The following is a 20,287-nucleotide window of genomic DNA, read 5'->3' on the forward strand; positions in this document are numbered from 1 at the left end:
GTATCACTTCTTCTCTTCTCCGCGTGCGCTCTCCTTCTCCTCCTTCCCCGGATCTCCCCGCGCCCTCTTCTCCGGCAGCTCTCCCTCCCGGTAGGCCTCCGAGGAAAGGGGAAGCCCCTTCTCCCGCAGCCTCCGGTTTGAGATCCGCGCGATCAGATTCAGAATCACCGCCCAGGTGGGGACAGCGATAATCATTCCGACAAAGCCGAAGAGCCCTCCGAAGAGAAGGATGGAAAAGAGCACCCAGAAGCTGGAAAGCCCCGTGGAATTTCCGAGAATCCGGGGACCGATCACATTGCCGTCCAGCTGCTGGATCACCAGGATCGCGATGGCGAAGTAAAGTCCCTGGAGCGGATTTGCGAGGAAAATCAGCACAAAGCAGGGGATGGCGCCGATGAAGGGCCCGAAAAAGGGGATCACATTGGTGATGCCGACGATCACGGAGACCAGCATGGCGTAGGGCATCCTCATGATGCTCAGCACGAAAAAGGTCAGGATGCCGATGATGATGGAGTCTAGGATCTTCCCGATGATGAAGCCGCCGAACATCCTGTTGATATAGTCGAGCTCCTCCACCACCGAGCGCGCCGCGTCCCTCGGAAGCAGTGCGAAGAGGAGCTTATGGAACTGCGCGATCAGCAGCTCCTTCAGGTTCAGAAGGTAGGCCATGACGATGAGTCCGATCAGGATATTCTTCACCCAGGTGAGAGTGGACCAGATCCCGCTGGAAAGCTTCGAGAGGTAGAGCGCCGCCATCTGCAGATTCGGGATCAGCGTGCCGCCGCCGGAGCCGGAGGAGGATCCGGGCCCGGAGAAGTAGCCGTAGGCCTCTTCATACAGAGCGCTCAGGGCCTCCCTCGCCTCGGGATAGGATTTCAAAAGGCCGCTGATCTTCTCATAGTAGAGCGTAATACTGTCCGGAAGCGTCGAGCTCAGCCTCGTCAGGGACTTCATCAGCTCCGGAATCATAATATAGACTAAGCTGCCGCTCACAAGGAGGAGGAGAAGGAGAGCGGAAAAGGTCGCAGCGAAACGGGCAAAGGAATGAGGGAAACGCTTCCCCGGAAAATAGCGCTCCATCCTCTCCCTGAGCTTTCGCTCCGTGAGATCATAGACCGGTGCCATGAGATAGGCCATCACTGCCCCATAGATAACCGGCGTCAGGATATTCAGAATCCTTCCGAGTCCAGCCCGTATGATATTCAGGTTAAATACCAAAAAGGCGACTCCCACCGCCGCAGAAATCACCGCGAAGGCCGTAAGTCCCCATTTAATCTGCTCATCCCACTTTTCTCTGTCCATGGAACCTCCGAAGGTCCGCGCCTCCTACCCCGCAATTCTGAAAGCTTCGACAGCCGGCTCCTGTCCTCTCAGGTCCTCTCAGATGCCGAAATCCTATGGCATCCATTCTCCGCCTTCTGGCGGAGGCCTATACAGTAAAAGCAGCTCCACACCCCGCGGGATATGGAGCCGAATGCTCTTCTTGGTACAGGGGCCCCGGAGCGCCGTGCTGCGCGTTTGACTCCTAGCATATTGCCAGGTGGGTTACCTCACGGATAGCTCTATAGTCCTTAACCAAACGGAAGGCATTATATCAATATCACAGATATTTGGAATCCCGTACGTCATATTTGTAGGTTCAAATTGCGAAGACGCGCACGTTCCAGAAGCTTCCCTGCAAATGGATTATAGCAAAGGCCGGGCGACTTCGCAAGTTGAAAGAAAGCCCATGAACAGCCGTAAGTTTGTTGCAGGAATCAAGGGTGATATTGTTAATGCTACTTGAAACATTTTCTTCACGGAGCTTTATGCGGCCTGCCTCAATGAGTCATAGTATTGCTGCCTCCTGATTTATGATATCGCTTTATCTATCTAAAGGAACCTTCAAATAACGCCTCCTGTTCGTCTCTGCTGTTTTATTCAGCAGTCCCTTATCAACAAGATCATTTAATAATTCTCTTGTGCGTGAACCTTTGATCCCAAGAATTCCCGCAAGCTCTGCCGCACTATATTCTACCCCATACTCCATTTTGCTAAGAACTTCTTTTTGCCGAGCATTTAACTGGTATTTATCTGCCGGATCTGCCGGATCTGCCGGTCTATCTGCTGGTCTATCTGCCGGAATTTCTGCCAAATAGTTTAAATTAGGCAATGTCACAAGGAACTGAGACCGGTCCGAATAGAAGACAGGTTCCTTGTCCTTTGAATAGTTGGCCGAAAACTCATAGGCTTCCCGCATCTTGCTCAATCCGCTGCCGGAGCGTTCCATATAGCCGAGTCTTGCAAAAATATCAGCAAGTACCGGATTTCGGCGGACGGATGGAACCCCTTTGATATTACGGTCTTGTATGAACGTTCCGTCCGGCATTCCGCCGGGGGAGTAAATCTCCAGACGGTCATCAAAAATATCCAGATGTACTTCACTGCCATTGATCAGGTAGTCTCGATGAATCAGGGCATTGACCAAGGCCTCAAAATAACTGCGGTGCACATAATCCGGCAGTTCAAGCCTTGAGTCGGGTAATTTCCTCCAAATGGTTTTAGAATTATTCTTGATAAAAGATTCCGCATCATTCAAAAGAGAGATCAGACTTCCTGCATACTCAGAATGATTCAGCGCATCCACGATACCTCCGCCTTTTGTTTTGCCGTTCCAGCGAGTGCAGAATACCCTTGAGCACCGAACAGGAGATTCATCCGCAAGAAGGGCACCTGCATTCGTGAGCTTCCCATTTGCAGCGATCATCTCAAAAGATGAGAAGTCCTTCTCTTCCAAACTCTTCCCGGTCCAGACTTTGAATCGCTCTTTCAGCTTGGTAAAGGAATAATCCGCAGCTTCAAAAGATGAATTTTGCGAATCATAGCTCGAATTTCGTCCTCTGAGAACTAATCGCTTCAAATCGGTCGAATCCGCGGGGACGCTTTCGTTTCCGATACGAATATAGGCCTCTGTTGTCCCATCTGCGGAATAGTAATATGGCGTCTCTTCCCCTTTGAAAATATGCAGCAGCAAAAGTTTCTTTCCATTTTTTGCCGCATAAAAAGACAGCTTAAACTCCGGAACAGGAGATAAGCGGTTTTTCATGATTTCACTGATTGTTTCTGCATCATGCTCTGCATCCGGAAGGCCGACAATAGAATCGTCATTGGCAATCCCAAAGATCAGGGTGCCTCCGGATGTATTGGCAAAGGCACTCACGCTTTTACACCAGCTTTTGGGCTTCTTAAGCTCTACCGCTTGTTTTTTATCATACTCAGTTGCTTCACCGATCAGTTCTTCAATATGGTTGAATTTCAGCAAATTTATCCCTTTTCAGCAGCTTATCCTGCAAAACTTTACGCCAAGAAGCCCATGCCGACTTCATAGTGCCAGGACAGGGGCTCAATACGGCGGTCCATAGATGAGCAGGAGCGTGCCCTCCCGGACAGAGATCTCCGCCTCCTCTCCGATAAATTCGTTGGAAAGTCCCGTCGGGAGGAGGTTTGTGAGTCTGACATCCTCTATGAGATAGCGAAAGCCTCTTTCGCTCACGCCCAATGAGAAATCCGTGAAGGAGAGGGCGGAGAAATATCCCCTCCTCTCCGAGGAGAAACGGCGGCTCCCGTTTCGAAGCGCAGTCACAATCTCCGTCTCTCCGTGGAGATAGGCCCTGCATCCCTTCTCCGCGAGAAAGGCAAGGAGCTGGAGGTTCGCTATACTGTGATCGATCCTCTTCCCTCCCGCTCCGAGGAGGTGGAACTCCCGGAAGCCCTTTTTCAGTCCGATGCGGCAGGCGGCGAGCAGGTCGGAATCATTTTTCACCGGATCGATCCTCCCGGTCTCCACGCCCTCGTACTCCCCGCGCACGATCCGCGAGAGATAGTCCGCCCTCTCCGAATCAGAAAAGATAGAGATCCCCTTCCTCTCCTCTCTGCCCCGCTTCCCTCCGGGAAGCTCCATGGAATCAAAGTCTCCGATCAGAAGGTCCGGCTTCACAGAGAGCGCCTTAAGATGGAGATATCCCGCATCCGCCGCGATCAGATAATCCGTCTCCCCGATAGGAAAGGGAAGGCCGAAGAAATCCCCGGCCCCGACCAGGATGCACCTTCCCTCATGCCCGTTCTCTCCCCGCTCTCCTCCCGCTCTTTCCTCTCCCTCCTCCTTCATCCTCTATCCTCTCTTTTCCCTCTCTACAAGGCCTGCTCTCTCAGTATCTTTCTTCCGGCATTTCCATTCTGCTCATTCTTCACTGTCGGAATGAGCCCGGAGCCTTCCGAAAAAATCCGTCATAAGCCTTTTACAGTCCTCCCGGAGAACCGGCGGCAGGAGCTCTACCCGGTGATTGAGTGCCGAAAGCTGCAGGATATCCAAAACGGAGCCGCAGAAGCCTGCCTTCGGATTTTCCGCCCCGAAGAGAAGCCTCGGTATCCGCGCCTGCAGGATCGCCCCCGCGCACATAGGGCAGGGCTCCAGCGTCACAATCATCGTGCAGTCCTCCAGCCTCCAGTCCCCGAGCCTTCTGCACGCCTTCGAAATCGCGCTGATCTCCGCGTGCTTTAAGGCGCTTTTGTCGCGGTTTCTCCGATTATAGCCCCTTCCGATGATTTCCCCGGGCCGTATCGACTGCTCCTCCGCCCTTTGATCTGCGCGGCTCCCCGGGAGTCTCCCGTCATAGACGATGAGGCAGCCGATCGGAACATCGCCGTTTCGCTCCGCCTTCTTCGCCTCCCGTATCGCAAGGCGCATGAGCTCCTCCGGGGAATAGGGAAGCTCTCTCATCGAAGGAGCGGAAGGAGAGAAGCTCCGATGCAGTTTTCCGGAAGGCTCAGAGAGAAATTATCCGCGATGCTCGCGCCGATCACCGCGAAGCTCTCCTGCTCCGGCAGCTCTCCTCCGGACAGTTTCTCATTATAGAGAAGAAGAGGAACCTGCTCTCTCGTGTGATCCGTCCCCCGGAAGGTCGGGTCATTGCCATGGTCTGCACTGAGCAGGAGAAGATCGTCTTCCCTGAGAAGCGGGAGAAGCTCCCCGAGCTTTGCATCGAATCTCTCGATCTCCCCCGCGTAGCCCTCCGGATCCCTTCTGTGCCCGTAGAGCGCGTCAAAATCCACGAGATTTACAAAGCAAAGCCCCGTAAAGTCCCGCTCTCCCGCGATCTCTATCGTCTGCTCCATGCCGTTTACGGAGCTTTTGGAGCGGATCGCCTCCGTGATTCCCTCCCCGACAAAGATATCATTGATCTTTCCGACGGAGATCACGTCATAGCCCTTCTCCTTCAGCACATTCAGCACCGTGCGCCCCGTGGGCTTTAATGCGAGGTCATGACGGTTCGCGGTCCGCTTGAACTCCCCTCTTTTCTCACCGACATAGGGTCTTGCGATGACTCTTCCGACTCTCCACTCATCCCGCATCGTGATCTCCCTCGCGATCTCACAGCAGCGGTAGAGCTCCGAGAGGCCGAAGATCGCGGGGTCCTCATGGCCCGCGATCTGAAGGACAGAATCCGCGGAGGTATAGACGATCATACTTCCGTCCCGGATCTGCTCCTCCCCGAGCTCATCCAGAATCTCGGTCCCGGAGGCCGCCTTGTTCCCGATCACTTTCCTCCCGCAGCGCTTCTCAAGCTCCTCCACGAGCTCCTTCGGAAAGCCGGTCTCCGTAAAGGTAATGAAAGGCTTATCGGTCCGAATGCCCATCATCTCCCAGTGTCCGGTCATCGTATCCTTTCCGTTGCTCGCTTCATTCAGTCTGCAATAATAGGAAAGAGGCTGTGCTGCGGGGCTTATGCCCCTTAGGCTTGTCAGGTTTCCGATCCCCAGGCGGCCCAGATTCGGGATCCGCATCCCGGGGACCCGCTCCGCGATATGCGAAAAGGTGTTGGCCCCGCTGTCGGAAAAGCGCTCCGCGTCTCTCGCATTCCCGATCCCCAGGGAGTCCAGCACGATCAAAAATATTCTCCGATATCTCATAGTCCGCATCCCGTCCTTTCTGCGCCTCCGCGTTTTCTTCTCTCTATTTCCGGCATTCCTTCTCCGTTTCGGATTTCCCCTTCTCCTCCCGGATCAGCTGTCGGATCGCCTCGACAGAGCAGCGGATCGCCCGGTCCGTATCGTGCTCTATGGGGTTGGACAGCCCCGCCTTATTTCGCTCCTGATTGGACATGATGAAGAGGACCGCCGCGGCCCGGACCCTGAGATAGGAAGCCACCGTAAAGAGCGCCGCGCTCTCCATCTCCGAGGCCTTGCAGCCAAGCTTCTTCCAGGCCTCCCACTTTTGAAGAAGCTCATAGCCCACGGGAAGCTCCTCCGGCTTATGCTGCCCGTAAAAGGCATCCTTACATTGCACGACTCCGACATGATATCGAAATCCCAGCGTCTCCGCCGCCCGGACCAGCATCTCTGTTAGATGAAAATCGGGCACGGCCGGCCACTCTATGGGGGCATACTCCCGGCTCGTCCCCTCCATGCGCACCGCGCCGCTCGCGATGACCAGATCCCCGCTCTCGACGGAGAGCTCCATCCCTCCCGCCGTGCCGACCCGGATGAAGCAGTCCGCGCCGCAGATCCGAAGCTCTTCCATCGCAATGGAAGCCGAGGGCCCTCCGATCCCGGTCGAGCAGACACTGACCGGGACTCCCTCCAGCTTTCCCGTATAGGTGACGAATTCCCGGTGCTCCCCGACCTTTTCCGCTCCCTCGAAATAGGCCGCAATCTTCTCCGATCTCCCCGGATCCCCCGGAAGGATCACATATCTCCCCACCCGGGACGGCGCAACTCCGATATGATAGAGTCTCTCGTCCTCAGAATAATTGATCATCTGCTCTCCCTGTCCGTTCTCAATCGATCTTGAGCGCCGTATTCAGCGCGATCTCCATCATCTCCGTGAAGCCGTTCTGCCTCTCCTCCGCGCTCAGCTCTCCCTCCCGGAAGAGGTGGTCCGAGATGCTCAGAATGGCGAGAGCCCTCTTCCCCGCGGCAATCGCGTTCATATAGAGCGCCGCCGCCTCCATCTCCACGCAGAGAACCCCCATGGAAGCCCACTTCCGGTTCACATCCGTGAACTGATTGTAAAAGATGTCGGAGGAGACGACATTCCCGACCCTGGGCACTGTCCCGCGCTCCCTCGCGGACTGCACTGCTTTCTCCAAAAGTCCGAAGTCCGCGATCGGCGCAAAGCTCCCGGGAAGCTCATATTGATAGGCGTAGTTCGAATCCGTGCACGCTCCCATCGCGATCACGATATCCTTAAGCTCAATATCCTCCTGGAGCCCTCCCGCTGAGCCGATTCTTATGATATTTTCCACAGCATAGTGATGGAAAAGCTCATAGGAATAGATCGAGACAGAGGGGATGCCCATCCCCCCTCCCATGACGGAGATCTCCTTTCCCCGGTAGCTCCCCGTAAAGCCGAGCATATTCCGGACCGTGTTGAAGCAGCGCGGCCGATCCAGATAATTCTCCGCGATGAACTTTGCCCGGAGCGGATCCCCCGGGAGCAGGACCGTTCCTGCGATCTCGCCCTTTTTTGCGGCGTTGTGCGCTGTTGGCATGATATCCTCCTTTATGATAAATCCATTCTGTCCGTTTATCTCGAAAGGTGAGCGGGGAGAAAGGCGTGCGGAAGCAGCTCCCCGAGCCTTAAGATCCTGTAGTCCGTCTCCGATCTCGCAAGAAGGACCTGAAAGCTCTCAAGATCGCAGAATTCAGCGAGAGCCTGCCTGCAAATGCCGCAGGGCTCACAGTAGGAGAATTCCCCGCTTCCGGAGGCTCCGCCGACAATCGCGATCTTACGGAAGCTTCTCACTCCCTCGCTGACCGCCTGAAAAAGGGCGCTCCGCTCCGCGCAGTTCGAGGCCCCGTAGGAGGCATTCTCGATATTGCATCCCCGGTAGATTCTCCCATCCTCCGAGAGCAGCGCAGCCCCGACCTGAAAGCCCGAGTAAGGGCTGTAGGAAAAGTCTCTCGCGCGGAAGGCCTCCCGGATCAGCCGCGCGTCCTCGAACTTCTCCATTCCCTCTGCTTTGATCTCCTCTCTTCTCTTGCTCTCCTCCGCCATCCTCCGGCCCCTCCCTCTTTCCATAACATTTTGTCCCTCTGAACGCCCTATATCATGCTGCCTCTTGCCCCCACTGAGTCCAGTCCATCATCTCCCTATGACATTCTTTCTTCGGAACGCCTTATCTCATGCTGCTGCCCTTTCCTCTTTGAAGTCCGCCTTCGTCCCATGGCATTATCATCGGAATGCCGTGAGTATCGCTACTTCAAAGAAGGGAAAAAGCGCATGGCTTCTGCCTATTCTTATGCCAAAGGCCCCGGAATAAAGCTCACAGTATCAGCATCGCATCCCCAAAGCTGAAGAAGCGGTAGCGTTCTCTCACGGCCTCCGCATAGGCCTTGAGGATATGCTCCCTCCCAGCGAAGGCGGAGACCAGCATGACAAGGGTGGACTCCGGGAGATGAAAGTTCGTGATGAGGCCGTCCATCGCCCGGAAGCGATAGCCGGGGTAGATGAAGATATCCGTCCAGCCGCTTCGCGCCGGGATCCTGCCGTCCTCCTCCGCCGCGGACTCGATGCTTCGGCAGGAGGTCGTCCCGGTGCAGATTAGTCTCCCGCCCTTCGACTTACAGCGATTCATCTTCTCGGCCTCCGACTTCGGGATCCGGTAATATTCCGAGTGCATGTGATGCTCCTCCAGCCTCTCCGCCTTCACCGGGCGGAAGGTCCCGAGTCCCACATGGAGTGTGAGGCGCGCGATCTCCACTCCCATCTCCTCCACCCTCTCGAGGAGCGGCTTCGTCCAATGAAGTCCCGCCGTCGGCGCTGCCGCGGAGCCGTCGTGCTTCGCATACACGGTATTATAGCGGCTTCTGTCCTGGAGCTTATGGGTGATATAGGGAGGAAGCGGCATCTCGCCGAGCCGGTCCAGAACCTCCTCGAAGATCCCCTCGTAGAAGAAGCGGACCACACGGCTCCCATCCTCCGCGGTCCGGAGAATTTCCGCTCTCAGAATTCCTCCCCCGAACTCGACTCTGGCTCCCTCCCGAAGCTTTTTCCCGGGGCGGACGAGACACTCCCACTCATCCTTCGTCTCCCGCTTCAAAAGAAGGAGCTCGACCTTCGCTCCGCCCCCCTCCCTGCATCCGAGAAGCCGGGCCGGGATCACCTTCGTGTCATTCAGGACAAGGCAGTCGCCCGGGCGGAAATAGTCCGTAATCTCATAAAAATGTCTGTGAGTGAGCCTCCCGCTCCTTCGGTCCATGACGAGGAGACGCGAAGAAGCGCGGTCCTCGAGCGGATCCTGAGCCACCAGCTCCTTTGGCAGCTCAAAGTAAAAATCCTTTGTATCCATCCGTCTTTGATCCTTCTATTCTCTGGCGGCCTGCCGTTTTCCCGCCCGGCCCAGGACGCTCTCGCTCCGACTGCCGCAGCCAGCGGCGCGTAAGCGATTTACAAAACCAAATCGCTAAACGCCGGGGCGGCAGACGGCCTGTGCACAGACAGGAAAACGGCAGGTCGCCAGGCATAAGTGTGAATGTCCGCCAACGATGCAAAAGCGCAGAAGTCTGCCATCAGGCAGACTCGGAGCGTCCTTGACCACTTCTCGAAGAGAAGTGCCTCCCGAAGGGAGGTCGGCTGATGCCTCCCGGGCGAAGCCGAGTCCTTAAACGCCGGGGCGGCAGACGGCCTGTGCACAGACAGGAAAACGGCAGGCCGCCAGGCGTAAGTGTGAATGTCCGCCCACAAAAGTCTTATCCTTGCAGTGCTCTCTTGCTGACAGCCACAGCGGATAGAACTGCGGTGCCGCTGTTTTTCAGCGCCGATCTGACGTCTGTCCGTCTATAAGCAGGCCGTCTGGCGCCCCGGCGCTTGGCGATTTGGTCCCTCAAAATCGCTTACGCGCCGCTGGTCGCGCCAGCCGGAGCGAGAGCGTCCTGCGTTGGACGGGCAAACGGCAGATCGATTCGTTCCTATCCAAAACCCGATCCTGAACACACGGGACTTATCTTCACAGTGATGCTAAACGCCAGGGTGGCAGACGACCTGTGCCCAGACGGGCAAACGGCAGATCGAATCACTTCTATCAGAAGCCGAGTCGTAACCACACGGTACTTATATTCATGCTGATTCGAAACGCTGAGGCAAGACGCGGAAATGCTCAGGCCCCGGGGTTCTCCCCGGCTTCGATGACATCCCCGCTTCCGGCCGGGCTCTTCTGCTCTCCGGCTCCTCCCGCATCCGGGCTCTTGCTCTCCCCCGATGAGGCATTGCTCTGCTCCTGCGCCGTCGTCTGCGCGCTTTGAGACTCGCTCTGCTTCGCAGACGGCGCGGACGAAGCGCCTCCCTCCGTCGGCGCCTGTCCGACGGAGATGACGTCATTGGAGGGCGAGCTGCTCTCTGTGCTCCCCGCCGCTCCGCTCTTCTTCCCCGAGGCGGAGCTCTTCCCGCTCCCGGAGGAGGCGTTGGCCGCCGCGCTCTCCCCAGAGGACTCCGAGCCGCCGTCGACGGAGATCAGGGAGACCTCGGAATCGATCTTCGACTGATCCTCTTTATAGATCCGTCCCGTCTGAAACGCGTCGTAAATCACAGCGAGGCGGGAATCCGAGGAGAGAGCCTGCAAAAGCCTGGAGTTCGTGGAATTGATCAGCTCCACTACCTCCTGATGATTCGTCGTGTAGTCGTTCACGAACTTCGCCTGCTCCGGGCTCATATTCTCCACAAGCTCGAACTGATTCGCCTCATTCACCTTCATATAGCAGTACATAATGGCCGGAGCCAGAGTGTCGGAGCGGCGGAATTTCACATTATAGGTGATGAATACCAGCTTCGCATTCTCCTCCAGGCCCTTCACGGCATAGATCGCGATGTCCTGGTAGCGCTCGATATAGCCGGCCTGCGTCTTCAGCTGGGAGGCGAGCTGCGCCTTCTGCGCCTCCGTCTGATTGGTGACGCCGCTCATCTGGTAGAGCGTGTCCACATCCGCCGCGAGCTTTGCGTCGAAATATCTCTTAAAGAAATCCTCCAGGACATTGTCGTGATATTCCTTCACAATCGTCGGATCCTCGGTCTCCGGGACGGTTGTCTCCTCCGTGCTCTCCGGAAGCTCGCTCTGCGTCGCGGCTTCAGGGGAAGGCGGGGAGCTCGGATCTCCCTTCATTCCAAAACCCGCCCTCTCGAGGATCAGAACGAGGACGATGAGCACCAGAATGGCAGCGGGAAAGCGGAGGAGGGAGCCCGCCCCCGCAAAATCCTCCGGCCTGAGCCAGCGGGAGAGGTCGAGCGGGATAATGGAGCTTCCTCTTCGCAGCTTCCTGAGCTCCTCTTCCCTCTTCGGGCCCCCGCTTCCCTCCGCCTTCCCCGTTCTCAGCTCCCGATTGACGTCGTCTAAATCCTTTATCCTTCTGTCCATAGTACCTTCTCTGATTCTGCAGTCCCCCGGACCCGTCCGGGTGGAAATTTTTCGAAAACCGCAAACATATCATACACGAAATCGACGCAAAATACAGTCAAAAGGAAAAGAAATCCTCAAAAGAAATCCATCTCCCGTCAAAAGCGATAGGAAAAGAGCCACCGATTCCGAAGAATCGATGGCTCCCTCCTATGAAATCGGATCTCAGAATCTTAGATCAGTCAAGAATCTTGACAACTCTTCCGGAGCCGACCGTTCTTCCGCCCTCACGGATAGCGAAGCGGAGTCCCTCCTCCATCGCTACCGGATGGATCAGATCGACCTCCATCTCCGTGTTGTCTCCGGGCATGCACATCTCCGTACCCTGCGGAAGCATGCATACTCCGGTCACATCCGTGGTTCTGAAGTAGAACTGCGGACGATAATTCGTGAAGAACGGAGTGTGGCGTCCGCCCTCATCCTTGGTCAGGACATAGACCTGCGCCGTGAACTTCTTGTGGCACTTCACAGAACCCGGCTTGCAGATGACCTGTCCTCTCTCGATCTGGTCGCGGTTGATGCCGCGGAGCAGAAGACCGACATTGTCTCCCGCCATGGCCTCATCCAGCTGCTTACGGAACATCTCGATTCCGGTGATAACGGACTTCTCGGTCTCCTCGGAGATTCCGACGATCTCAACCTCATCGGCGACGTGGAGCACACCTCTCTCCACTCTTCCCGTCGCGACGGTTCCGCGTCCGGTGATGGTGAAGATATCCTCTACAGGCATCAGGAACGGCTTATCGGTCTCACGGGCCGGCTCTGGGATATAGCTGTCCACAGCGTCCATGAGCTCCATGATCTTGTCGCCCCACTCGGACTTCGGATCCTCCAGCGCCTTCAGCGCGGAGCCCTTGATCACAGGAACCTCATCGCCCGGGAAATCATACTCGGTGAGGAGGTCGCGGACCTCCATCTCCACAAGCTCAAGCAGCTCGGGATCGTCGACCATGTCGCACTTGTTCAGGAATACGACGATAGCCGGAACACCGACCTGGCGGGCGAGCAGGATATGCTCTCTGGTCTGCGCCATGACGCCGTCCGTAGCCGCGACGACGAGGATCGCGCCGTCCATCTGTGCGGCACCGGTGATCATGTTCTTGACATAGTCCGCGTGGCCCGGGCAGTCGACGTGGGCATAGTGCCTCTTCTCCGTCTCATACTCGACATGGGCCGTGTTGATCGTGATTCCTCTCTCTCTCTCCTCCGGCGCCTTATCGATATTTGCGAAGTCGGTCGCCGTATTGCCGGCCACTCTGTCCGCAAGCACCTTGGTGATCGCAGCGGTCAGAGTCGTCTTGCCGTGATCGACATGTCCGATGGTTCCGATGTTACAATGCGGCTTCGTTCTTTCGAAATGTGCCTTTGCCATTTTAAAAACCCTCCTGATTCTGCATGTAATACAACGAAAATCATGCCAAGCACCAAGGCATGCGTAGCATGCTCCGTGCAGTACATCACCGCCCCCCGCGGGGAGCCAGTATTTATGATTTTATCATCTGTTTCTTTATTTCGCAAGCCCCCATTCCGGGGGCCCGGGCCCTTCCGAAAAGGGCCTCTCTCCGCCCTTTCCGCTTCCGCATTCCGCCCTCGTTTTGGCTTTAGGGGCCGGAATGCGCGGATTGTGGATTGCTGCGAAAAGCAGCAGGGCCATAAACGCGGCAAAGCGTTTCCGGGCTTATCGCTCATCCCGATCGCCGCGCGGCAGGCTCCCGGCCTTTCCTCAGCGCTTCAGATCCGAGAGGATCTTGTCCTGTACGTTCTTCGGGCACTTCTCGTAGTGGTCGAAGAACATGGAATAGTTCGCTCTTCCCTGGGTCTTGGAGCGGAGATCCGTCGCATAGCCGAACATCTCCGCCAGAGGGACGAGACCGTTGATCTGCTTTCCGGACGGGATATCCTCCATGCTCTCGATGCGGCCGCGGCGGGAGTTCACGTCTCCGATGACGTTCCCCATGTACTCCTCCGGCGTCGTGATCTCCACCTTCATGATCGGCTCAAGGAGGATCGGATCCGACTTCTGCATCGCATTTTTGAAGGCGATGGAGCCCGCAAACTCGAAGGCTCTCTCGTTCGAGTCGACCTCGTGATAGGAGCCGTCGTAGACATTCGCATTGACGCCGAGCACCGGGAAGCCCGCGAGTACGCCGCTGTTTGCAGCCTCTCGGATTCCCTTTTCGATGGCGGGGATATACTCCTTCGGGATCGATCCGCCGACGACCGTCGACTCGAAGTGGAAGATCTCCTCTCCGTTTGGATCCATCGGAGTGAACTTGACCTTGCAGTGCCCGTACATTCCGCTTCCGCCGGACTGGTGAATGTATCTTCCCTCGGCATCCACGGCCTTTGTGAAGGTCTCCTTGTAGGCGACCTCAGGCGCGCCGACATTCGCCTCCACCTTGAACTCGCGGAGCAGTCTGTCGACGATGATCTCGAGATGCAGCTCTCCCATACCGGAGATGATGGTCTGACCGGTCTCCTCGTTTGTCTTCACGCGGAAGGTCGGATCCTCCTCGGCGAGCTTCGCCAGGGCATCCGACATCTTCCCCTGGGAGACCTTCGTCTTCGGCTCGATCGCGACGGAGATCACGGGCTCCGGGAACTCCATGGACTCCAGAATGATCGGATGCTGCTCATTGCAGATCGTATCCCCGGTGGAGGTGAGCTTGAAGCCTACGGCCGCCGCGATATCTCCGGAGAAGACCTCTTCGAGCTCGGTCCGCTTGTTCGCGTGCATCTGGAGCAGTCTTCCGACTCTCTCCTTCTTTCCCTTTGTGGAATTCAGGACATAGGAGCCGGTCTTTAATGTGCCGGAATATACCCTGAAATAGGCGAGCTTTCCGACGAAGGGGTCCGTCATGATCTTGAAGGCGAGGGCCGCGAAGGGCGCCTCATCCGAGGACGGCCTGCTGTCCGCCTCTCCGTCCGGATCCGTGCCCTGGATATCCGGGACATCCGTGGGAGCCGGGAGGAAGTCAATGACGGCATCGAGGAGCTTCTGCACTCCCTTGTTCCGATAGGCAGTGCCGCAGAGGCAGGGAATCGCCCTTCCTTCAATCGTGCCCTGCCGGAGTGCCTTCTTCATCTCCTCCGCGGAGGGCTCCGTGCCCTCCAGATAGAGCATCATGAGATCATCGTCCAGCTCCGAGATCTTCTCGACCATCTTCTCGTGATACTCTTTGGCCAGCTCCGCGTACTCCTCCGGAACATCCGTGATCTCGATCTCCTCTCCCTTGTCGTCCTTATAGAAGTAGGCTCTCATCTCGAAGAGGTCGATGATACCGACGAAGCTGTCCTCTCTCCCCATCGGAACCTGCGTGATCACGCAGTTCTTTCCGAGGCGGTCCACGATGGTCTGCACGGAGTGGAAGAAATCCGCTCCCACGACATCCATCTTATTGATGAAGGCGATTCTCGGGACATTGTAGGTGTCCGCCTGCCGCCATACATTCTCGGACTGAGGCTCCACGCCGCTCTTTGCATCGAAGACGCCGACAGCGCCGTCGAGAACGCGGAGAGACCTCTCGACCTCCACCGTGAAATCGACGTGGCCCGGGGTATCAATGATATTGATGCGGTACTCCGGCGCCCCGGGAATCTTTACGTGCTCCTTCTCCGGCGTCCAATGACATGTCGTTGCGGCCGAGGTGATGGTGATGCCCCGCTCCTGCTCCTGCGCCATCCAGTCCATGGTGGCGCTTCCCTCGTGCGTCTCTCCGATCTTATGATTTACGCCGGTGTAGAAGAGGATACGCTCCGTCAGAGTCGTCTTTCCGGCATCGATGTGGGCCATGATGCCGATATTTCTCGTGTGCTCAAGGGAATATTGTCTCTCAGCCAATGTCGTTCCTCCTCTCCCTTAGAATCTGTAATGAGCAAATGCCTTGTTGGCCTCGGCCATCCTGTGCATCTCCTCTTTCCGCTTCACGGCCGCGCCGGTGTTGTTCGCCGCGTCCATGAGCTCATTCGCCAGCCTCTCGGCCTGGGTCTTCTCCGAGCGCTTCCGGGAGAACTCGGTGAGCCAGCGGAGAGCCAGCGTCTGTCTTCTCTCCGGCCTGACCTCCATCGGAACCTGGTAGGTGGCGCCGCCGACCCGCTTTGCCTTGACCTCGAGGACCGGCATGATGTTGTTCATCGCCTCCTCAAAGATATCAAGCGCATCCTTCCCGGTCTTCTCGGCGACTCTCTCGAATGCGCCGTAAACAATCTTCTGTGCGATTCCCTTCTTGCCGTCCAGCATAATGGAGTTGACAAGCTTTGTCACAATCTTGGAATTGTAAATCGGATCCGCCAGAACGTCTCTGTGCAGAGTATGTCCTTTCCGTGGCACGTTACTTCCCTCCTTAAATATAAAATTCAGATCACAGGTACTGCCCCCTGGGGCTTCATGCGGTTGCTGGACAACTCCGTGCGGGGCCAAGGCCCCGGAATTCTCTTCTGAAAAATTCTATATCGAAATGTTGACCAAAACAATCCGTCATAACCATGTCTAAAATGTTTTCCCGAAAGTATCAGGACTTCTTCGCCTTCGGCCTCTTTGCGCCGTACTTGGAGCGGGCCTGCATGCGGTTTGCGACGCCTGCGGTATCCAGAGTCCCTCTAATGATATGGTATCTGGTACCGGGCAGATCCTTCACACGGCCGCCGCGGATCATGACGACAGAGTGCTCCTGGAGGTTGTGTCCCTCGCCCGGGATATAGGAGGTCACCTCGATTCCATTGGAAAGACGGACTCTCGCGATCTTTCTGAGCGCGGAATTCGGCTTCTTCGGGGTGGCGGTCTTCACCGCCGTGCAGACGCCCCTCTTCTGGGGCGCATCGTTCGTGGTCGCTCTCTTTCTCAGGGAGTTGAAGCCTCTCTGGAGCGCCGGGGCCGTGGACTTTTTCCGGGAAGTCTCTCTGCCCTTTCTGACTAGCTGGTTAAATGTTGGCATTTTGGTCTCCTTTCCTTTGGCTTTTCTTCTCCGCCCGGAGGAAAAACCGGCGCGAAGAAAGGCGCGCGAAAATCGCACGCCCGCTAAATATAGTAAAGATTTTCCGCTTTGTCAAGGCGGAGAGCGCCGCTTTCCTTCCTGAGCCGCGCTCTCAGAGCCACCGGGCCGAAAGCGGAAAATCCGCTCTCGCCCCGGTGCCCGGCGGGCAGGCTCACGCACTCTGAGAGAGATCAGAGTTCGTTGTGAATTTCCCGGTTGAGCAGCTCTTCCTCCGCCGCCGTCTCGACGGCCGCCGCATTCACATCGAAGGCTTCGTCCTCCGTGAAGATACTGTCGGCATTGGCCTCCAGGTCCTCCGGATCCGTGGAGAGCTGTACGCTCCGATAGCGTCTCATGCCGGTTCCCGCGGGAATGAGCTTTCCGATGATGACATTTTCCTTCAGTCCCACGAGGTGATCGACCTTTCCATTGATCGCCGCCTCCGTCAGGACCTTCGTGGTCTCCTGGAAGGAGGCCGCCGACATGAAGGAGTCCGTCGCGAGAGAAGCCTTGGTGATTCCCAGCATCGTGCGCTTCCCCTCCGCGGGTTTTTTCCCTTCCCTTATGAGGCGCTCGTTTTCGTCCTCGAAGTCGAGGCGGTCCACCGCTGTGCCGGGGATGAAGCCGGAGTCGTTTGCCTCGCTGATCCTCTCCTTCTTCATCATCTGATGGACGATCATCTCGATATGCTTATCGTTGATCTCGACGCCCTGAAGGCGGTAGACCCTCTGGACCTCGGAGATCATGTAATCCTGCACCGCCTTGACTCCCTTGATCCGAAGGAGATCGTGGGGATTGATGGAGCCCTCGGTCAGGGTGTCCCCGGCCTCAAGCCTCTTTCCCTCGTTGACCTTCGGACTGATCCTGGAGCCATAGGGAATCAGGTAGGTCTTCGACTGCCCGCTCTCATCATCCGTGACGATGACCTCCCGCTTCTTTCCCTCCTTGATCTCCGCCATGCCGGGGATCTCCGTCAGAATCGCGAGTCCCTTCGGCTTCCTGGCCTCAAAGAGCTCCTCGACTCTGGGAAGACCCTGGGTGATATCTCCTCCCGCCACGCCTCCGGTGTGGAAGGTTCTCATCGTGAGCTGGGTTCCCGGCTCCCCGATGGACTGCGCGGCGATCGTGCCGACGGCCTCTCCGACCTCCACCGGCTGCCCAGTCGCAAGGTTTGCTCCGTAGCACTTCGCGCATACCCCGGCGCGGGAGCGGCAGGTCAGAACCGTCCGGATGCGGATGGAATCGCGGCTCGATTTATTGAGAGCGGCGATGATCTTCGGCGCTCTCTTCGGCGTCACCATGTGATCCGCCCGGATGACGATCTCCCCGGTCTCCGGATCCGTCACATCCTCCGCGACGAATCTCCCGGTGATTCTCTCCTCCAAAGACTCTATCTTCTCCTGTCCGTTGGAGAGGGCCGTGATCTCCATGGAGGGGATCGTGTCTCTCCCCGCCGCGCAGTCCAGATCCCGGATGATGAGATCCTGGGTGACATCGACAAGACGCCTCGTGAGATAGCCGGAGTCCGCGGTGCGGAGCGCCGTGTCGGAGAGTCCCTTCCTCGCTCCGTGGGCGGAGATGAAATACTCGAGCACGTCGAGGCCCTCCCGGAAGTTTGACTTGATGGGGAGCTCGATCGTCTTTCCGGTCGTATCCGCCATGAGGCCACGCATGCCGGCGAGCTGCTTGATCTGCTTATCGGAGCCTCTCGCTCCGGAGTCCGCCATCATGAAGATATTATTGTAATTATCGAGTCCCTCCAGGAGGTCCTTCGTGAGCTGCTCATCCGTCGTCTTCCAGGTGTCGATGACCTCCTTGTAGCGCTCCTCCTCCGTGACCAGTCCCCGGCGGAAGTTCTTCATGATCCGGTTCACCGTGCTCTGCGCGTTTTCCAGAAGCTCCTTCTTCGAAGCCGGGACCGTCATATCGTGGATGGAAACCGTCATCGCGGCTCTCGTGGAGAAGCGATAGCCGATCGCCTTGATCTCATCGAGCGTGAGCGCGGTCTGCGTCGCCCCGTGCACATCCATGACCTTCTCCAGGATCTGCTTCAGATTCTTCTTCTTCACAAGGAAGTTGATCTCCGGCAAAAGCTCATTCCCCGGAACCGAGCGGTCGACGAAGCCGAGGTCCTGCGGGATGATCTCATTGAAGAGAAGTCGTCCCACCGTGGTGTCGATCACTCCCTCGCAGCGCTTCTCCGTGCCGTCCTCCCGTCTTTCGATCCGGTCCACCCGGCAGTGGATCTTCGCGTGCAGGGTGACATACTTATTCTCATAGGCGAGGATCGCCTCATTGATGGATTTAAAGAACTTCCCCTCTCCCTTGTCCCCCTCTCTCTCCTGCGTCAGATAATAGACCCCCAGCACCATATCCTGGGAGGGGACAGCGACCACACCGCCGTCCGAGGGCTTTAAGAGATTGTTCGGGGAGAGCAGCATAAAGCGGCACTCCGCCTGTGCCTCCTGGGTGAGGGGGAGATGGATCGCCATCTGGTCTCCGTCGAAATCCGCGTTGAAGGCCGCACAGACCAGCGGATGGAGCTTGATCGCCTTTCCCTCTACCAGGATCGGCTCAAAGGCCTGTATGCCCAGACGATGGAGCGTAGGGGCGCGGTTTAACATGACGGGGTGCTCCTTGATCACGCCCTCCAGGATATCCCAGACCATCGGGTCCAGTCTCTCCACCATCTTCTTCGCATTCTTGATATTGTGCGCCTTCTGGGACTTGACGAGCTCCTTCATGACGAAGGGCTTGAAGAGCTCGATCGCCATCTCCTTCGGCACGCCGCACTGATAGATCTTTAACTCCGGTCCGACGACGATTACAGAACGGCCGGAGTAGTCCACCCGCTTTCCGAGCAGGTTCTGACGGAAGCGCCCCTGCTTTCCCTTGAGCATATCGGAGAGAGACTTCAGGGCCCGGTTTCCGGGGCCTGTGACCGGGCGGCCCCGGCGGCCGTTGTCGATCAGAGCGTCCACCGCCTCCTGCAGCATTCTCTTCTCATTTCTCACGATGATCTCGGGCGCTCCGAGCTCCAGAAGACGCGCAAGACGATTGTTCCGGTTGATGATCCTCCGGTAGAGGTCATTCAGATCCGAGGTCGCAAAGCGGCCGCCGTCCAGCTGCACCATCGGGCGGAGATCCGGCGGAATCACCGGGAGATTCGTGAGAATCATCCACTCCGGCCGGTTTCCGGAGGATCGGAAGGCCTCCACGACCTCGAGGCGCTTCACGATGCGGGCTCTCTTCTGCCCGGAGGACTTGTCGAGCTCCGAGCGAAGGTCTGTATACTCCTTCTCGAGATCGATGGCGCGGAGAAGCTCCAGAACGGCCTCCGCCCCCATGCCGGCGCGGAAGGTTCCGCTCCCGTACTGCTCCAGTGCGTCCCGGTACTCCTTCTCGGAGAGGACCTCCTTATACTCGAGCCCCGTATCCATCGCATCTAACACGATATAGGAGGCGAAGTAGAGCACTCTCTCCAAAACCCTGGGGCTGATGTCCAGGATCAGTCCCATCCGGGAGGGGATGCCCTTAAAATACCAGATATGAGAGACCGGAGCCGCGAGCGCAATATGGCCCATTCTCTCCCGGCGGACGGAGGACTTCGTCACCTCGACGCCGCAGCGGTCGCAGATCACGCCCTTATAGCGGATCTTTTTGTACTTGCCGCAGTGGCACTCCCAGTCCTTGACCGGTCCGAAAATGCGCTCACAGAAGAGACCGTCCTTTTCGGGCTTTAAGGTCCTGTAGTTGATGGTCTCCGGCTTCTTCACTTCGCCGTGAGACCACTCCAGGATCTTTTCCGGAGAGGCGAGGCCTATCTTGATCGAATCAAACTGAATCGGCTCATTTACATTCTCAAGCTGTGCCATTTATTCCTCCTGT

15 protein-coding genes are annotated in these 20,287 nt (G+C 57.1%); all 15 read right to left on the bottom strand.

The window, feature by feature from the left end; genetic code table 11:
- Positions 1-3 precede the first annotated feature (3 nt).
- The 15 genes from GCWU000341_RS08560 to rpoC all read right to left on the bottom strand — a co-directional run bounded on the left by GCWU000341_RS08560 (position 4) and on the right by rpoC (position 20,274).
- Positions 4-1,302 carry an AI-2E family transporter gene (locus GCWU000341_RS08560; protein ID WP_009215528.1) on the bottom strand — a complete coding sequence of 433 codons (1,299 nt, stop codon included), beginning with the start codon at positions 1,300-1,302 and terminating at the stop codon, positions 4-6.
- A gap of 562 nt (positions 1,303-1,864) precedes the next feature.
- The gene (locus GCWU000341_RS08565) at positions 1,865-3,301 is read right to left on the bottom strand and encodes an ATP-binding protein (RefSeq protein WP_009215530.1); all 1,437 of its coding nucleotides are present in this window, start codon (positions 3,299-3,301) and stop codon (positions 1,865-1,867) included.
- 81 nt (positions 3,302-3,382) lie between these two features.
- The gene (locus GCWU000341_RS08570; RefSeq protein WP_009215531.1) at positions 3,383-4,147 is read right to left on the bottom strand and encodes a thiamine diphosphokinase; all 765 of its coding nucleotides are present in this window, start codon (positions 4,145-4,147) and stop codon (positions 3,383-3,385) included.
- Between the two features lie 72 nt (positions 4,148-4,219).
- On the bottom strand, positions 4,220-4,726 hold the full coding sequence (locus tag GCWU000341_RS08575) for a nucleoside deaminase (protein WP_155812805.1): 507 nt from the start codon (positions 4,724-4,726) through the stop codon (positions 4,220-4,222).
- A 29-nt stretch (positions 4,727-4,755) separates the two neighbouring features.
- Complete coding sequence (locus GCWU000341_RS08580; RefSeq protein WP_040653935.1) at positions 4,756-5,949, bottom strand: phosphopentomutase; 1,194 nt, start codon at positions 5,947-5,949, stop codon at positions 4,756-4,758.
- 43 nt (positions 5,950-5,992) lie between these two features.
- Entirely contained in the window at positions 5,993-6,796 is an 804-nt protein-coding gene (gene udp / locus GCWU000341_RS08585) for a uridine phosphorylase (RefSeq protein WP_009215534.1), read from the bottom strand.
- 19 nt (positions 6,797-6,815) lie between these two features.
- Positions 6,816-7,529, bottom strand: coding sequence for a purine-nucleoside phosphorylase (gene deoD, locus GCWU000341_RS08590; RefSeq protein ID WP_009215535.1), 714 nt, complete (start codon positions 7,527-7,529; stop codon positions 6,816-6,818).
- 35 nt (positions 7,530-7,564) lie between these two features.
- On the bottom strand, positions 7,565-8,035 hold the full coding sequence (locus tag GCWU000341_RS08595; protein WP_196794829.1) for a cytidine deaminase: 471 nt from the start codon (positions 8,033-8,035) through the stop codon (positions 7,565-7,567).
- Between the two features lie 268 nt (positions 8,036-8,303).
- Positions 8,304-9,329 carry a tRNA preQ1(34) S-adenosylmethionine ribosyltransferase-isomerase QueA gene (queA, locus tag GCWU000341_RS08600; protein ID WP_009215538.1) on the bottom strand — a complete coding sequence of 342 codons (1,026 nt, stop codon included), beginning with the start codon at positions 9,327-9,329 and terminating at the stop codon, positions 8,304-8,306.
- Positions 9,330-10,136: 807 nt separating this feature from the next.
- Positions 10,137-11,387 carry a hypothetical protein gene (locus tag GCWU000341_RS12720; RefSeq protein ID WP_009215540.1) on the bottom strand — a complete coding sequence of 417 codons (1,251 nt, stop codon included), beginning with the start codon at positions 11,385-11,387 and terminating at the stop codon, positions 10,137-10,139.
- A 217-nt stretch (positions 11,388-11,604) separates the two neighbouring features.
- Positions 11,605-12,798 carry an elongation factor Tu gene (tuf, locus tag GCWU000341_RS08610; RefSeq protein ID WP_009215541.1) on the bottom strand — a complete coding sequence of 398 codons (1,194 nt, stop codon included), beginning with the start codon at positions 12,796-12,798 and terminating at the stop codon, positions 11,605-11,607.
- Between the two features lie 351 nt (positions 12,799-13,149).
- On the bottom strand, positions 13,150-15,267 hold the full coding sequence (gene fusA, locus GCWU000341_RS08615) for an elongation factor G (RefSeq protein ID WP_040653937.1): 2,118 nt from the start codon (positions 15,265-15,267) through the stop codon (positions 13,150-13,152).
- Between the two features lie 18 nt (positions 15,268-15,285).
- Positions 15,286-15,756 carry a 30S ribosomal protein S7 gene (rpsG, locus tag GCWU000341_RS08620; protein WP_040653939.1) on the bottom strand — a complete coding sequence of 157 codons (471 nt, stop codon included), beginning with the start codon at positions 15,754-15,756 and terminating at the stop codon, positions 15,286-15,288.
- 181 nt (positions 15,757-15,937) lie between these two features.
- Positions 15,938-16,360 carry a 30S ribosomal protein S12 gene (gene rpsL / locus GCWU000341_RS08625; protein ID WP_009215545.1) on the bottom strand — a complete coding sequence of 141 codons (423 nt, stop codon included), beginning with the start codon at positions 16,358-16,360 and terminating at the stop codon, positions 15,938-15,940.
- Between the two features lie 230 nt (positions 16,361-16,590).
- The gene (gene rpoC, locus GCWU000341_RS08630; RefSeq protein WP_009215547.1) at positions 16,591-20,274 is read right to left on the bottom strand and encodes a DNA-directed RNA polymerase subunit beta'; all 3,684 of its coding nucleotides are present in this window, start codon (positions 20,272-20,274) and stop codon (positions 16,591-16,593) included.
- Positions 20,275-20,287: the final 13 nt, after the last annotated feature.

This window comes from Oribacterium sp. oral taxon 078 str. F0262 (assembly GCF_000160135.1).
Taxonomy (GTDB): Bacteria; Bacillota; Clostridia; order Lachnospirales; family Lachnospiraceae; genus Oribacterium.

Coding starts and splice junctions, on each gene's coding strand:
- GCWU000341_RS08580 (WP_040653935.1), bottom strand. CDS start 5,949: ATGAGATATCGGAGAATATTTTTGATCGTGCTGGACTCCCTGGGGATC.
- udp (WP_009215534.1), bottom strand. CDS start 6,796: ATGATCAATTATTCTGAGGACGAGAGACTCTATCATATCGGAGTTGCG.
- GCWU000341_RS08575 (WP_155812805.1), bottom strand. CDS start 4,726: ATGCGCCTTGCGATACGGGAGGCGAAGAAGGCGGAGCGAAACGGCGAT.
- tuf (WP_009215541.1), bottom strand. CDS start 12,798: ATGGCAAAGGCACATTTCGAAAGAACGAAGCCGCATTGTAACATCGGA.
- GCWU000341_RS08570 (WP_009215531.1), bottom strand. CDS start 4,147: ATGAAGGAGGAGGGAGAGGAAAGAGCGGGAGGAGAGCGGGGAGAGAAC.
- deoD (WP_009215535.1), bottom strand. CDS start 7,529: ATGCCAACAGCGCACAACGCCGCAAAAAAGGGCGAGATCGCAGGAACG.
- queA (WP_009215538.1), bottom strand. CDS start 9,329: ATGGATACAAAGGATTTTTACTTTGAGCTGCCAAAGGAGCTGGTGGCT.
- rpsL (WP_009215545.1), bottom strand. CDS start 16,360: ATGCCAACATTTAACCAGCTAGTCAGAAAGGGCAGAGAGACTTCCCGG.
- GCWU000341_RS08560 (WP_009215528.1), bottom strand. CDS start 1,302: ATGGACAGAGAAAAGTGGGATGAGCAGATTAAATGGGGACTTACGGCC.
- GCWU000341_RS08595 (WP_196794829.1), bottom strand. CDS start 8,035: ATGGCGGAGGAGAGCAAGAGAAGAGAGGAGATCAAAGCAGAGGGAATG.
- rpoC (WP_009215547.1), bottom strand. CDS start 20,274: ATGGCACAGCTTGAGAATGTAAATGAGCCGATTCAGTTTGATTCGATC.
- GCWU000341_RS12720 (WP_009215540.1), bottom strand. CDS start 11,387: ATGGACAGAAGGATAAAGGATTTAGACGACGTCAATCGGGAGCTGAGA.